This is a genomic window from Pseudoduganella sp. GW821-FHT11H04 (assembly GCF_058807935.1).
This window is the reverse complement of the sequence record NZ_JBXARE010000001.1, coordinates 76009-89864: the sequence shown is the minus strand read 5'-3', so window position 1 is coordinate 89864 and position 13856 is coordinate 76009. Positions and strand designations below refer to the sequence as shown.

The following is a 13856-nucleotide window of genomic DNA, read 5'->3' as shown; positions in this document are numbered from 1 at the left end:
GCTTTTTTTATTCTTTTTGCGCGTGAAAAATATTTTTTTTGGGCCTAAAGTTCAGGAAAAGCCCGCCGTTTAAGCGGCACTCTGAAGGCAACTTGAGGGTAAAAAGAGTGAGATTTACCAGCTAAATCCCCCTAAAGGTTCCCGTGCGGCAACCGTTACCCAAAACAACAGCGGCTTGATCGCTACAGAACAGCGTAGCGGGCCAATGTGAATGAGCGAATTGCCCAATCAGTTGTACCGAATGGAGAAATACCATGGCTTCCGTAATCAACACCAACATCGCCTCCCTGAACTCGCAGCGCAACCTGAACGCATCCCAGAGCAGCCTGTCGACCTCCCTGCAACGTCTGTCCTCCGGTCTGCGTATCAACAGCGCCAAGGACGATGCGGCGGGCCTGGCAATTTCCGACCGTATGTCTTCCCAGATCCGCGGTATGAACCAAGCTACCCGCAACGCCAACGACGGCGTTTCGATGGCTCAAACCGCTGAAGGTGCACTGGCTTCGTCCGGCGACATCCTGCAGCGTATCCGCGAACTGGCAGTGCAGTCCTCCAACGCAACCAACTCGGCTTCCGACCGTCAAGCTCTGCAGACTGAAGTTGGCCAGCTGGCGCAAGAACTGAACCGCGTTGCACAAACCACCACCTTCAACGGCCAGGCTCTGCTGGACGGCACCATGGGCACCGCTACCTTCCAGGTAGGTGCTGATGCCAACCAGACCATCCAGGCAACCGGCGCAAACTTCCTGACCAGCACCTACGGTGACAACCGCGTTGAAAACGACGCCGCTGCCGTAATCGCTACCAGCCACGCCGCTGCTTCGACCATCACCGTTGCAGGCTCCCGTGGTTCGGCAAGCGTCACTACCGCTACCACCGACAGCGCCAAGTCGATCGCCGCCAACGTGAACAAGCAGACCGCCTCCACCGGCGTGACCGCGACTGCACGTACCGACGTCAACCTGAACCTGGGTGCTGAGTCGTACAACCTGAAGCTGGAAGCCGACAACGCAGGTACTCCTGTGACCGTCGCTTTCACCGTGGGTGGTACCGCCAGCAGCGCAGCTGACTATGCAGCCGGCATCAACGCCATCAACGCGCAGTCCGCCAAGACCGGCATCACCGCACAGTACGACGAAAAGCTGGGCGGCCTGAAACTGTCGCACGCTACCGGCGCCGACATCAAGGTCACCAACAACGCCGCAGCAGCCAACGTCAAGCTGAACGTGTCCAACTACAACACGCCAACCGCAGGTACTTTGAGCGCAGCATTCGACGCCAAAGGCGCTGGTGCAGTGGCGATTGCCAACGGCCGCGTGACCTTCGACTCGGAAAACAGCTTCGCAATCACCGACGCTGGCTCGGGCTTCGCTGTGGGTACCGGTGCTACCGGTGTGTCGAAACTGCAATCGGTCGCTTCCCTGGACGTGACCACCTTCGACAACGCCCAGCTGGCAATCAAGATCGCTGACGCCGCACTGGCTTCCGTGAACAACCAGCGCGCTGCCTTCGGTGCACTGCAGTCCCGCTTCTCGTCGACGATCTCGAACCTGAGCGCAACGACCGAGAACCTGTCTGCATCCCGTAGCCGTATCGTGGATACCGACTTCGCTGCAGAAACCGCAAGCCTGACCCGCGGCCAGATCCTGCAACAAGCTGGTACCGCCATGCTGGCCCAGGCTAACTCCCTGCCAAACGGCGTGCTGAGCCTGCTGCGCGGCTAATCGCCAAATAGCTAGGTAAAAAGCGGTTCCCCGCTCCGGTTCGCCGGACCGGGGAATTTTCCGTAGGAGGTCTGTATGACTATCGATTCAATAACTGCAACTGTGCCGCGGGCTGACCGCAGCATTGCGGGCTACGACTTCGTGGCCTTGCCGGTGGCAGGCCGTAGCCCAGCTGCTACGGTTGAGACCATCGATGCGGTCAAGGCCAAGGAGGCAGTGCCTTCCAGGAAAGAAGTGGAAGACGCAGTCAACAAACTGAACAAGTCGGTGCAGCAACGGGCCCAAAGCCTGGTGTTTTCCATCGACGATGACAGCCACCGCACGATCGTCAAAGTGATTGACCAGCACACCAAGGAAGTCCTGCGACAGATTCCCACTCCGGAAGCACTGGAGATTGCGAAATCCATCGACGCTTTCAAAGGTGGCCTGCTGGTGGACCACGAAGCCTGAACGCTGGCAATGTATTTGAGGCCCGGCCTGTCCTTGCGGCAGTCCGGGCCTTTTTACGTTATGCTGCCATGACGGCTAGATTGCCTTTTCGGACACGAATAAACAGGTATTTCCCCCTCTCAAGTCCCCTTTGAATCTGCCGTAAACAAGTTAGACTTATCTTGTTACCTCAGGAGTTTGCCGTGGCCGTATCTTCTACCCCAGCACTTGCATCACCGGGCATTGGTTCCGGTCTGAACGTCAACGACATCGTCGATAAGTTGATGGCGGCTGAAGCTGCGCCACTGTCTGGCTACGACAGGAAGACCGCGTCTTACCAGGCCAAGGTCAGCGCCTACGGCCAGCTGAGCGGCGCCGTCGGCGTATTCCAAAGTGCACTGAGCAGCCTGAATTCCGCGACCGCATTCAATGGTTTGTCCACGACCGTGGGCAGCAAGGACGTGCTGAGCGCTTCGGCCACATCGAAGGCCGTGGCCGGCAACTACCGCGTCAACGTTTCCCAACTGGCCCAGGCGCAGACCCTGATGACCAGCGGCATGGCCAGCAAGACTTCGAGCATCGGCCTCGGCGGCTCGACCACCCTGTTTTTCCAGTTCGGCAGCGCCAGCGGCAGCTTCGGCTTGCAAGGCACTGGCTTGAGCTCGTCCATGCTGACCAGCGGCCTGAGCAATGGTTCGCTCAGCATCAACGGCACCGCGATTGCAACGTCGTCCAGCACGAATAGCGCGAGCACCTTGGCCGCCGCCATCAACGAAAAGAGCGGTACCACCGGCGTGACCGCCAGCGTATCGAATATCTTCTCGACCTTCGGCGACGTGGCCACCGATGCTGGCGGCTCTTACAGCCTGAAGGTTGGCAACACCGTGATCGCGGCCCAAGGCGCGGGCGTCGCTGCCGGCGCCGGCGTCACTGCCGCCTCGCTCGATGCCGACCTGGCCAATGCCGGCGGCGCCACTGCCACCGCACTGGCAGCGGCAGGCATCACCTTCACTGGCAGCGCAGCAGCGGGCACCCTGGAATTCCGCAGCGCCAGCGGCGCCAGCGTTGCCATCACCGAAACGGCGACCGGCGTGACCGGCGGCGCCAAGACTGCCGCGGGCGCGGCCAATGCCGGCGCCAGCTACACCTCCGCCAGCAGCGTGACCCTGGCGGCAGCCAACGGCAATCCGATCACCATCGCCGGCACCAACCCAGCCGCAGCCGGACTGACGGCAGGCACCGGCGGCAGTATGCTGGGCGGTGGGTTTACCCAGGACGCCAGCCAGCCTTCCGGCTCGGTTGTAATCGACAGCAGCAATAACACGCTGCAAGGCGTGGCTGATGCGATCAATAAAGCCAGCCTGGGCGTGACCGCGACTATTGTTTCCGACGGCAGCAGCAATCCTTACCACCTGGTCCTGACGTCTAATAAGACCGGCGAAAACGCCTCGATGAAAATCAGCCTGAGCGGCGATGGCAACAACCCGCCTGAGGCTGCCCTGCAATCCTTGCTTGGCTATGACCCAAGCGGCAGCCAGTCCATGCAGCAGACCACGGCGGCCCAGGACACCAAGCTGACCGTCAACGGCATTGCCGTCAGCAGCCATTCGTCCACGGTCAGCGAAGCTATCCAGGGCGTGAGCATGACGGTCAACCAGGTCGGCACCAGCACTCTTAACGTGGCGCGCGACACCGGCAGCGTGAAGACGAACCTGCAGGCCTTCGTCAAGGCGTATAACGACCTCAGCAGCTCGCTGAAAAAGCTCACCGCCTACGATCCGGAAACCAAGAAAGCGGGCCCGCTGCAAGGCGATCCCACGGCACAGTCCATGATGTCCCAGCTGCGCCGCATGCTGGGTGGCCAGATCACCGGCCTGTCGGGCGGCTTGACCAACCTGGGCCAGGTCGGCATTACCTTCGGCAAGGACGGCACGCTGAACCTGGACGATGGCAAGCTGAGCAAGGCGATGGATTCCAATTTCGCCGACATCGCCGGCCTGTTCTCCGCGATCGGTAAAGCGACTGACCCGAATGTCAACTTTGTCAGCTCGACCGCCAAGACCAAGCCTGGCTCGTTCAACCTCAACATCACGAACCTGGCGAGCCAAGGCGCGCTGACCAGCTCTGCAGCTGTTGGCGGCAGCACCACCGTCAACGCCAACACGGTATGGTCGGTGACCCTGAACGATACGACGCCGAGTAGTTCGAGCAACACCGCCAACGTCACCATTCCGGCCGGTACCTATACCCCGGACCAGCTGGCGAAAATTGTGCAGTCGTCGATCAATGGCTCTTCCGCGTTTTCGTCGAAAGGCGCCACCGTTGCGGCCTCGATCGACAGCAATGGCAAGCTGGTGCTGTCCTCCAGCAAATACGGCTCGACTTCGAATATCGCCCTGAGCGATGTCAGCGGCAGCACGGTAGGCGGCATCTTCGGCGGCGCCGCGCCGGTGGTAGGCACCGATGTAGCCGGCACCCTGGGTGGTAAAGCTGTTGTTGGCAGCGGCCAGACCCTGACTGGCGCCGATGGCACCGATGCGGAAGGCCTGAAGATTGAAGTCACTGGCGGCGCACTTGGCGACCGCGGCACCGTCGGTTTCTCGCAAGGCTATGCATACCAGCTTAACAATCTGGCGACGTCCTTCCTGGGTACTGGCGGCTTGCTGACTTCCGTGACTGACGGTCTGAACAAGAGCATCAAGGATGTGGCCAAACAGCGCGACGCATTTTCGTCCAAGCTGGATGATATTGAAAAACGCTATCGGGCGCAGTTCAACGCCCTGGATGTGACCCTGTCGAAGATGCAGAGCACGCAAGCGTATTTGACTCAGCAACTGGCGGCTATCGCCTCCAACAGCTGAGCGCAGCATTAAGGAGAGATCATGTTTGGAACCACCTCACGCGGCGTCAACGCCTACGCGAAAGTCGGCCTGGAAACCGGCGTTACATCGGCTTCGCCTCACAAGTTAATCGTCATGCTGTACGACGGTGCGCTGGCCGCCATTATGACCGGCATGACGCAAATGAACGCCGGCAATGTGCAGGAAAAAGGCAATGCCATCTCCAAAGCCATCCGCATCATCGACGACGGCCTGAAAGCCAGCCTGGACAAGGAAGTCGGCGGTGAGATCGCCCGCAACCTGGAGGCGCTGTACGACTACATGAGCCGCCGCCTGTTGGAAGCGAACATCAAGAACGATCCTGTGATCCTGGAAGAAGTGCGCGGCCTGCTGGTCGACCTGCGCGACACCTGGAACCAGATTGGCGGCGCCGCCGCTGATACCAACACCAACGCCCAGCCTGCTGCCTTCGCCAGCATGTAATAGAGGATGATAATGACGAACGCAGAAGTTTTGACCGCCTACTCCGCCATGGCCGCACTGACCCGCAAGATGGTGACGGCGGCAACGGTGGCCGACTGGGATGGACTGGAATCGCTGGAAACCGAAGTGGCGGTCCACGTGGCTGCGCTGCGCGGCAACGAAGAAGCCGTGACGCTGGACGCCGGCGAGCGCCAGCAAAAGCTGGGCCTGATCAAGCAGATGCTGGACGACGACCGCCAGATCCGCGACCTGACCATGCCATGGATGGCGCAGCTGTCCAAACTGATCAACAACACCGGCACTGAACGGCGCCTGGCCGCCGCCTACGGCGCCGTCTGATCGGGGCGGCGATCATGCTGCCCCCGCGCCTGGATGTCCGGGGCGTCAGCGCCACCAGCGCGACAACGTCTGCGCAAGCGGTTGCCGCGCCGCGTCAGGAAGCCTTCCAGCGCGCACTCTCCCAAATGGTCGGGCAAACCCTGCCCGCCCAAGTCCTCAACAAATTCTCCGATGGCAGTTTCCTCGTGCGCGTGGCCGACACCAATGCGCGCATGCTGCTGCCCAATGGTATCAATACCGGCGATGAATTGCCCTTGACCGTGGTCAGCGGGCAGCCGCGCGCCACGCTGCAAGTGGGCGCCGGCAGCCCCCAGGCGGGCCAGATGGCCACCTTTGTCAGCGGCGACCAGATGCCCGAGATGCCGAACCAGGGCCGCCTGCCCTCGCAGGAGGCAGCCATCCTCAACCTCAGCGGCAAACAGCCGCAAGCAGGCGCCGAAGCGGAAGGCGTCCATTCCAGCCAGGCTGCCGCCGCGCAAGCCCAGGGCCGCGCCCTGAGCCCCGGCGCCGCCCTTTTGAGCAAGGCGCCGCTGGTGCCCGCCGACCAGTTGCCGTCACTGGGCAAGGACACGCCGCAAGCCGCCCTGAGCCCGGCCGCGCGCGCCATCGCCAGCGCCCTCGCCTCGGCCTACACCACGCCTGGCGTACCGGTCACCATCAACGGCAAGACGCCTTTGAGCGCCGGGGGGCCGCCCGACACAGCCAAGCTCAGCGAAGGCTTGCAGCGCGCCCTCGGCGACAGCGGCCTGTTCTACGAATCGCACGTGGCCGAATGGGCCGAAGGCAAACGCTCGCTGCAGGACTTGCAGCGCGAACCGCAGATGCAGCGCCAGGTTGCCGCCCAAGGCGCCGCGCAAGGCCAGGCGGAGGCTATCGCAAAAACCTTGGCAGGGCCGGACCTGTCGGCAGCGCAAATGATCAACCAGCAGCTGCACACCCACGAACAAGGCAAAGTCATGTGGCAAGGTGAAGCCTGGCCCGGACAGCAAATGCAATGGCAGGTTGAGCGCGACCAGCGCGATGAAGGCGGCGGCAAAGAGGGCCGCCGCGAAGGGCGCGATGGTGAAGGCGCCGATTCCGTCTGGCGCAGCGGCGTACGATTCCGCTTCCCCATGCTGGGCCAGGTCGCCGCCAACGTCACCCTGGTCGGCGACCAAGTGCATATCTCCGTGCAGTCCGGCTCGGAAGACACGGCAGCCACCCTGCGCGCCTGGGCCGGCGCCCTGCAGCAAGCAATGGACGCGGCCGGTGCGCCGCTGACCTCGCTTGCCATCAATGCGGAGGCGAACGATGGCGCAAGCTGACAGCCAGGACCCGCCGCGCAAGCCGCTGCAAAGCGCAGTCGCCCTCGCCTACAAGAGCGGCGAAGCGGCACCAAAAGTCGTCGCAAAAGGGCGCGGACTGGTAGCCGAGCAGATTATCGCCGTCGCCGCCGAGCACGGCGTGCACATCCACGAGTCGAAAGAACTGGTTTCCCTGCTGATGGAAGTGGACCTGGACCACCAGATCCCGCCCATGCTCTACCGTGTAATTGCGGAACTGTTAGCATGGCTTTATCATATTGAAGCAGCGCAAAAGACTGGCAAGCCCCCGCCCCCGGCGCCGGATCTCAGCGTACCGAATGAATCCCCAGACAATGGACTTTGATGCAGAGCTATATTTCGGAATCGGACTTGGAGAACTGGCATGATTTCGAGGTCACCTCGCGCCGAGAAATCACCGCACTGCTGCGCAGCATCGGCGAAAAGAACCAGCTGATCCGCATGCTGGTGGCCGGCGAGTCCGACGTGTGCGTCACGTCCATCCTCGAGGTCGATGCCGACGGCGGCAACGTCATCCTCGACTGCTCGATCAGTCCCGACCAAAACCGCCGCATCCTTAGCGCCAAACGCCTCTCCTTCGAGACCACGCTCGACAAGATCCGCATCATGTTTGGCGGCGACCACATCGAATCCTGCACCTTTGAAGGCAGCCCAGCCTTCAAAATGCCACTGCCTGCCAGCCTGATCCGCCTGCAGCGCCGCGAGTTCTACCGCATGGCGACGCCGGTCACCAATCCGGTGCGCGCGCTGATCCCACAGCCGGCCGAAATGGGCGGCGGCAGCAAAGCCTTCCCGCTGGCCGACATCAGCTGCGGCGGCATTGCAATCCTCGATAACAGCCTGGTATTGGGTGACACGATCGGCAAGGTCTACAACGACTGCCGCATTGAACTACCTGAAATTGGCACGATTTCCACCGGCCTGCAGATCCGCAACTCACTGGACCTGACGCTTTTAAACAACAAATCCAACCGACGCCTGGGATGCCAGTTTGTCGACCTGCCACGCTCCGCCCTGAACGCCGTACAGCGCTACATCACCAAGCTCGAGCGCGAACGCAACGCCCGCATCGCCGGCCTCGAATAGCAAATGTCCACCTTGGGGTCAGGAACAGAAGTGGACATTCCTGCGGAAATGTCCACTTCTGTTCCTGACCCCAAGGTGGACATTTGGCTTAGACCTGCATATTCATGATGTCGTGGTAGGCCTGCACCAGCTTGTTGCGCACCTGGGCGGTGGCCTGGAAGTTGATGCTGGCTTTTTGCATCGAAATCATCACATCCGACAGGTTGACGGAGTCGTCTCCCATCTGGAAGCGCTTGCTCAGGCCCTCGGCCTGGTCCTGGCTCGCCTGGACAGCATCCAGCGCGCCTTTGAGGGCGTTGCTGAAGTCCGGTTTCTGTACCGCCTGCTCGGTCTGGATTGCCGGCGGGGTGACCGTGGGCTTTGTCGCCGCTGCATGCAGCTGGGCGATCATGGCCTGGATTTGGCTAGAATCAATTCCGCCTGTTCTCATTAGTTGACTCCAAGATACAATATTCCTGTTTTCAGGCTTCCAGAATACCCTTGTGAAAGCAAGGGGATAGCCCTGAGCAGGAAGGCAAACGGGCGCCTATTCGGGCCTTTAAAGGGCGCAACAGCACCTGATAATGTGCAACAGGCCCATTAACCCACAGTGATTACCCATGGCTGCTGCCGCAGAACAAGTCGAAATCGAAGATCCAGAAGCCCAGCAGGCGCCCAAGGGCCGCTTCGCCTTCTTCCAAACCCCTATGGGCAAGATGGTGGTGCGCGGGGCCGCAGTGGCGGGCGTACTGGCCCTCGTCCTGATCCTGTGGATGTGGAATAAGGAAGCGGACTACAAAGTCCTGTTCGCCAATTACACGGACAAGGACGGCGGCGCCATCACCGCCGCGCTGGACCAGATGCAGGTCAAGTACAAGCTGGCTGAGGGCGGCCAGGCCATCCTGGTGCCTTCCGAACAAGTGCACAGCGTGCGCCTGCGCCTGGCGCAGCAGGGCCTGCCAAAAGGCGGCAATGTCGGCTTTGAAGTCATGGAAAACCAGAAGCTGGGCGTATCCCAGTTCCTGGAACAGGTGAATTACCAGCGCGCGCTGGAAGGCGAGCTGGCGCGCTCCATCCAGTCCATCGGCGCGGTCGAATCGGCGCGCGTCCACCTGGCGCTGCCAAAACCGTCCGTCTTCGTGCGCGACCAGCAGAAGCCGACCGCTTCCGTGATCCTGCAACTGCACGCCAACCGCATGATCGATCCGGCCCAGGTCAGCGCCATCGTGCACCTGGTCGCTTCTTCCGTGCCGGAACTGTCGCCCGCCAACGTGACCGTGGTGGACCAGGCCGGCAACCTCGTGTCGGACCTGAACAAAAACGGCAACGCGGCCGGCAACGCCAAGAATCTCGATGCATCCCAGCTCAAGTACGTGCAGGAGTTGCAGAGCCAGGTCATCAAGCAAGTCGAATCCATCATCAAGCCGATTGTGGGCGAAGGCAATGTGCGCGCCGAGGCAGTGGCCGACGTCGACTTCTCCGCCATCGAGCAGGCGGCGGAATCCTTCAAGCCGAATTCGCCGCCGGCCGCTTCCGCCATCCGCAGCCAGCAAAGCATTGAAACTTCCGGTACCGCGAACCAGAATCCTGGCGGTATTCCTGGCGCTTTGTCGAACCAGCCGCCGGGCGTGGCCACTGCCCCGCTGACTACCACGCCGCCAGGCGCTGCCGGTGCTCCGGGCCAGCCAGGCACTGGCGCGGCGACGACCGCGGCCGGCCCTTCGCATAAGGAATCGACTACCAATTACGAAGTCGACAAGACCGTGCGCTATGAACAGAAGGCAATGGCCGGACTGAAGCGCATGACGGTGGGCGTCGTAGTAAACTACCGTAGGACCATCGATAAAAACGGCAAGGTCATCGTAAAGCCGCTGAGCGCGGACGAGATGGCCAAGATCAACAGCCTGGTCAAGGAAGCCATGGGCTACAACCAGGACCGCGGCGATTCCGTCAGCGTGGCCAATGCGCCATTCGACGGTGTCGACAAAGAACCGGAAGCACCGCTGGAATGGTGGCGCGATCCGGCCAACCTGCCGCTGGCGAAGGAGCTCGCGAAGTTCCTGATCACGGCCCTGATCCTGCTCTACATCCTGCTGCGTATCGTTCGTCCAATGATGCGTCCGGTATTCAAGAAGATCGATTCGATCAACGAGCCGGAGCCGGAACCAGAACCAGAGCCGATCGCCGAGCCGCTGGGCCCGACACCGGAAGAAATGCTGGCGGAGGAAATCGCCAAGATGGAAGAAAACACTGCCCGCACCTACCGCGACAACCTGGCGCTGGCGAAGAAACTGGCGCAAGAAGATCCGCGCATCGTCGCCAACGTCATCAAGGAATGGATAGGCAACAATGACTGAGAATACCGGACTGCAAAAGGCCGCCATCCTGATGCTGGCCATGGGTGAAGGCGAAGCGGCCGAGGTGATGAAGTTCCTCGGCCCGCGCGAAGTGCTGAAACTCGGCGCCTCGATGGCGACCATGAAAAACATCCCGCATGAAATGGTGGTCGATGTGCTGGACGACTTCCGCGACCAGTACGCGGCCGCGTCCACCGTGGGCCTCGACTCGGACGAGTACATCCGCCAGGTGCTGACCAAGGCTCTGGGCGACGACAAGGCGTCCGTGCTGCTGTCGCGCATTTTGGGCGGCAAGGATGCTTCCGGTATCGAGTCGCTGAAGTGGATGGATTCGCAGTCCGTGGCGGAATTGATCCGCAACGAACACCCGCAGATTATTGCCACCATCCTGGTGCACCTTGAGCGCGACCAGGCTTGTGAGATCCTGGGCCATTTCACCGACCGTTTGCGCAACGACGTAGTGCTGCGTATCGCTACCCTGGACGGCGTGCAGCCGCAGGCCTTGCGCGAATTGAACGACGTGCTGACCAAGCTCTTGTCCGGTAATGAAAACATCAAGAAATCGACGCTGGGCGGCATCCGCGCGGCGGCCGAGATCCTGAACTTCATGTCCGGCGAGCAGGAACAGAACGTGATGGACAATATCAAGAACTACGACAACGATATGGCGCAGAAGATCATGGACGAAATGTTCGTGTTCGATAACCTGATCGATGTTGACGACCGCGGCATCCAGCTGCTGCTGCGCGAAGTGCAGTCGGAGATGCTGATCATTGCGCTGAAGGGTGCATCGCCGGATCTGCGCGATAAGATCTTCAGGAATATGTCGGCACGTGCGTCCGAGATGATGCGCGAAGACCTGGAAAACAAAGGCCCGGTACGCCTGTCCGAAGTGGAAACGCAGCAGAAGCAGATCCTGCAGATTGTGCGCCGCCTGGCGGATGAAGGGCAGATCGTGCTGGGTGGTAAGGGTGAGGATTCGTTTGTTTAATAGTTCTAAACCGGTAACCCGGTGTCTGACCCGCAGGGTCAGACACCAATACGCGTCGGTCGCAGGCCGGGTGTCTGACCCTGCGGGTCAGACACCGCATTTCTGGTTTCGATAAATGACAACCATCCCAAAAGAACAACAAACCGCCTACCAACGCTGGGAACTACGTTCCTTCGGCGACTCGCGCCCGAGCGCCGTGGCCCAGCGCGAGCGCGAAGAAGCGGAAGCGCGTGCTGTCGCGGCTGAAGAAGCCGCTGCACTGGCAGAAGTACAGGAAGCCGAATATACCGGAGCCGGAGCCGAGCACGCCCCCGCCCTCGACTACCCCACCGAAGAGGAACTGGCCGCCATCCGCGAGCAAGCGCGCCAGCAGGCGTACGACGAAGGCTTCAAGGCCGGCCAAGAAGAAGGCATGGCCCAGGCCCTGGACGAGCAGCGCGCCTCCACCGAACAAGCTCTCGCACCTATCCGCCAGATCGCCGACAACTTCAGCACCGCCCTGCGCGAAGCCGACCAGGCTATCAGCAACGAAGTGCTGGAACTGGCCCTGCACCTGGCCAAGGGCATGCTGAAAAACGCCCTGCGCGTGAAGCCCGAACTGATCCTGCCGGTCGTGCGCGAAGCCATCGAATACCTTCCGGTGCTGCAGCAGCCCGCGCTGCTGATCCTGAATCCGGAAGACGCTTCCGTGGTGCGCGAAAGCATCGCCGAAGAACTGGACAAAGGCGGCTGGCGCGTGATCGACGACCCGACCATCGAGCGCGGCGGCTGCAAGGTCGACACCGCCTCCAACCAGATCGACGCCACCGTGGCCTCGCGCTGGCAGCGCCTGAGCCTGGCGCTCGGCAAGGACATTGACTGGATCGACTGATATGGGCGCCCCGGACACGCAAGTACACGCAGGCCGCTGGCGTTCTTACCTGAACGACTGCGCCACCCTGGTCGACTTCGTCGAACCGATGCAAGTCTCGGGCCGCGTCACGCGCGTGGCGGGCTTGGTGATGGAAGCGGTCGGCCTGCGCCTGGCCGTGGGCGCCGCCTGCACCGTTCCCCTGCCCTCCGGCGGCAAAGTGGAAGCGGAAGTAGTCGGCTTTGAAGGCGACAAGCTGTTCCTCATGCCGCAAAGCGATGTCGAAGGCATCATTCCCGGCACCCGCGTCTTCCCTGTCGAACAAAGCGTACCGAAACCAGGCACCGTGAACCATCCGCGCCGCCGCCCAAGCGACCGCGCGCGCCACCTGCCCGTCGGACCCGAGCTGCTGGGCCGCGTGGTCGATGGCGCCGGCCGTCCGCTGGATGGCCTGGGCCCGATCCAGACCAGCGATTCGGCGCCGATCAATGTGCGTCCCGCCAACCCGCTGGGCCGCGCGCCCATCGTCGAAACGCTGGACGTGGGCGTGCGCTGCATCAACTCCATGCTGACCGTGGGCCGTGGCCAACGCATGGGCCTGTTCGCCGGTTCCGGCGTCGGTAAATCTGTCTTGCTTGGGATGATGGCGCGCTACACCGAAGCCGACATCATCGTGGTCGGCCTGATCGGCGAGCGGGGCCGTGAGGTGAAGGAATTCATCGAGCAGATCCTGGGCGAAGAAGGCTTGCGCCGCTCAGTCGTCGTCGCAGCGCCAGCCGATACGCCGCCGCTGATGCGCATGCAGGGCGCCGCCTATTCCACCGCGATTGCCGAGCACTTCCGCGACAAGGGCCAGAACGTCCTGCTGATCATGGACTCACTGACCCGCTACGCCATGGCCCAGCGCGAAATCGCCCTGGCGATCGGCGAACCGCCGGCGACCAAGGGTTATCCCCCATCTGTGTTTGCCAAGCTGCCGGTCCTGGTGGAGCGCGCCGGCAATGGCGAAGTGGGCGGCGGCTCGATCACGGCTTTCTATACCGTACTGACCGAGGGCGACGACCAGCAGGACCCGATTGCCGACTCCGCGCGCGCGATCCTGGACGGCCACATCGTGCTGAACCGCCGCCTGGCGGAAGCCGGCCATTACCCGGCAATTGATATCGAACAGTCAATTAGCCGCGCCATGCACTCGATCACGACGCACAACCACCAGAACCAGGCGCGCAAGCTGAAACAGTTGTTTTCGCGCTACGAACGCAGCCGCGACCTGATCGCTGTCGGGGCGTACACGCCGGGCACCGATCCTGTACTTGACCAGGCCATCGCCCTGCACGATAAGATTGAGCAATTCCTGCAACAGCAAATTACCGAGCAGGTGAACATGCCCGAGAGTTTGGGGCAGTTAACCTCTCTATTCGACTGATTAGTCCTGCCGGCCCTGCATATAATTGAC

13 protein-coding genes are annotated in these 13856 nt (G+C 61.7%); 12 read left to right on the top strand and 1 reads right to left on the bottom strand.

The window, feature by feature from the left end; all coding sequences use genetic code 11:
* The first annotated feature begins 254 nt into the window (after window positions 1–254).
* The 8 genes from AC1RTP_RS00410 to AC1RTP_RS00375 all read left to right on the top strand — a co-directional run bounded on the left by AC1RTP_RS00410 (window position 255) and on the right by AC1RTP_RS00375 (window position 8223).
* Complete coding sequence (locus tag AC1RTP_RS00410; RefSeq protein ID WP_498603976.1) at window positions 255–1724, top strand: flagellin N-terminal helical domain-containing protein; 1470 nt, start codon at window positions 255–257, stop codon at window positions 1722–1724.
* A 75-nt stretch (window positions 1725–1799) separates the two neighbouring features.
* A complete protein-coding gene (locus AC1RTP_RS00405; RefSeq protein WP_498603975.1) occupies window positions 1800–2174 on the top strand; it encodes a flagellar protein FlaG in 375 nt (124 codons plus the stop codon).
* A gap of 182 nt (window positions 2175–2356) precedes the next feature.
* A complete protein-coding gene (gene fliD, locus AC1RTP_RS00400; protein ID WP_498603974.1) occupies window positions 2357–5014 on the top strand; it encodes a flagellar filament capping protein FliD in 2658 nt (885 codons plus the stop codon).
* Window positions 5015–5035: 21 nt separating this feature from the next.
* Window positions 5036–5476 carry a flagellar export chaperone FliS gene (gene fliS, locus AC1RTP_RS00395; RefSeq protein WP_498603973.1) on the top strand — a complete coding sequence of 147 codons (441 nt, stop codon included), beginning with the start codon at window positions 5036–5038 and terminating at the stop codon, window positions 5474–5476.
* Between the two features lie 12 nt (window positions 5477–5488).
* Window positions 5489–5815 carry a flagellar protein FliT gene (locus AC1RTP_RS00390; RefSeq protein WP_498603972.1) on the top strand — a complete coding sequence of 109 codons (327 nt, stop codon included), beginning with the start codon at window positions 5489–5491 and terminating at the stop codon, window positions 5813–5815.
* A 14-nt stretch (window positions 5816–5829) separates the two neighbouring features.
* Window positions 5830–7119, top strand: a complete 1290-nt coding sequence (gene fliK / locus AC1RTP_RS00385) for a flagellar hook-length control protein FliK (protein WP_498603971.1) — start codon at window positions 5830–5832, stop codon at window positions 7117–7119.
* Window positions 7106–7462, top strand: coding sequence for an EscU/YscU/HrcU family type III secretion system export apparatus switch protein (locus tag AC1RTP_RS00380; RefSeq protein WP_498603970.1), 357 nt, complete (start codon window positions 7106–7108; stop codon window positions 7460–7462). Before fliK ends, AC1RTP_RS00380 begins: the two co-directional genes overlap by 14 nt.
* Window positions 7462–8223 carry a flagellar brake protein gene (locus AC1RTP_RS00375; protein WP_498603969.1) on the top strand — a complete coding sequence of 254 codons (762 nt, stop codon included), beginning with the start codon at window positions 7462–7464 and terminating at the stop codon, window positions 8221–8223. The genes AC1RTP_RS00380 and AC1RTP_RS00375 overlap by 1 nt, the downstream gene beginning before the upstream one ends.
* Window positions 8224–8311: 88 nt before the next feature.
* Here AC1RTP_RS00375 and fliE read toward each other — a convergent pair whose 3' ends face one another.
* On the bottom strand, window positions 8312–8653 hold the full coding sequence (gene fliE, locus AC1RTP_RS00370) for a flagellar hook-basal body complex protein FliE (protein WP_498603967.1): 342 nt from the start codon (window positions 8651–8653) through the stop codon (window positions 8312–8314).
* 169 nt (window positions 8654–8822) lie between these two features.
* Here fliE and fliF point away from each other — a divergent pair, with 169 nt between their 5' ends.
* The 4 genes from fliF (at window position 8823) to fliI (ending at window position 13826) form a co-directional block, all read left to right on the top strand.
* The gene (gene fliF / locus AC1RTP_RS00365; RefSeq protein ID WP_498603965.1) at window positions 8823–10559 is read left to right on the top strand and encodes a flagellar basal-body MS-ring/collar protein FliF; all 1737 of its coding nucleotides are present in this window, start codon (window positions 8823–8825) and stop codon (window positions 10557–10559) included.
* Window positions 10552–11550 (top strand): flagellar motor switch protein FliG, encoded by a 999-nt coding sequence (gene fliG / locus AC1RTP_RS00360; RefSeq protein ID WP_498603964.1) that lies wholly within the window; start codon window positions 10552–10554, stop codon window positions 11548–11550. The genes fliF and fliG overlap by 8 nt, the downstream gene beginning before the upstream one ends.
* Before the next feature lie 115 nt (window positions 11551–11665).
* Window positions 11666–12421: a flagellar assembly protein FliH gene (locus AC1RTP_RS00355; RefSeq protein ID WP_498603963.1), complete on the top strand. Its 756-nt coding sequence runs from the start codon at window positions 11666–11668 to the stop codon at window positions 12419–12421.
* 1 nt (window position 12422) lies between these two features.
* Window positions 12423–13826: a flagellar protein export ATPase FliI gene (gene fliI / locus AC1RTP_RS00350; protein WP_498603961.1), complete on the top strand. Its 1404-nt coding sequence runs from the start codon at window positions 12423–12425 to the stop codon at window positions 13824–13826.
* The last annotated feature ends 30 nt before the right edge of the window (window positions 13827–13856 follow it).

Coding starts and splice junctions, on each gene's coding strand:
- fliK (WP_498603971.1), top strand. CDS start 5,830: ATGCTGCCCCCGCGCCTGGATGTCCGGGGCGTCAGCGCCACCAGCGCG.
- AC1RTP_RS00375 (WP_498603969.1), top strand. CDS start 7,462: ATGCAGAGCTATATTTCGGAATCGGACTTGGAGAACTGGCATGATTTC.
- fliG (WP_498603964.1), top strand. CDS start 10,552: ATGACTGAGAATACCGGACTGCAAAAGGCCGCCATCCTGATGCTGGCC.
- fliI (WP_498603961.1), top strand. CDS start 12,423: ATGGGCGCCCCGGACACGCAAGTACACGCAGGCCGCTGGCGTTCTTAC.
- AC1RTP_RS00355 (WP_498603963.1), top strand. CDS start 11,666: ATGACAACCATCCCAAAAGAACAACAAACCGCCTACCAACGCTGGGAA.
- AC1RTP_RS00410 (WP_498603976.1), top strand. CDS start 255: ATGGCTTCCGTAATCAACACCAACATCGCCTCCCTGAACTCGCAGCGC.
- fliE (WP_498603967.1), bottom strand. CDS start 8,653: ATGAGAACAGGCGGAATTGATTCTAGCCAAATCCAGGCCATGATCGCC.
- AC1RTP_RS00405 (WP_498603975.1), top strand. CDS start 1,800: ATGACTATCGATTCAATAACTGCAACTGTGCCGCGGGCTGACCGCAGC.
- fliF (WP_498603965.1), top strand. CDS start 8,823: ATGGCTGCTGCCGCAGAACAAGTCGAAATCGAAGATCCAGAAGCCCAG.
- AC1RTP_RS00390 (WP_498603972.1), top strand. CDS start 5,489: ATGACGAACGCAGAAGTTTTGACCGCCTACTCCGCCATGGCCGCACTG.
- AC1RTP_RS00380 (WP_498603970.1), top strand. CDS start 7,106: ATGGCGCAAGCTGACAGCCAGGACCCGCCGCGCAAGCCGCTGCAAAGC.
- fliS (WP_498603973.1), top strand. CDS start 5,036: ATGTTTGGAACCACCTCACGCGGCGTCAACGCCTACGCGAAAGTCGGC.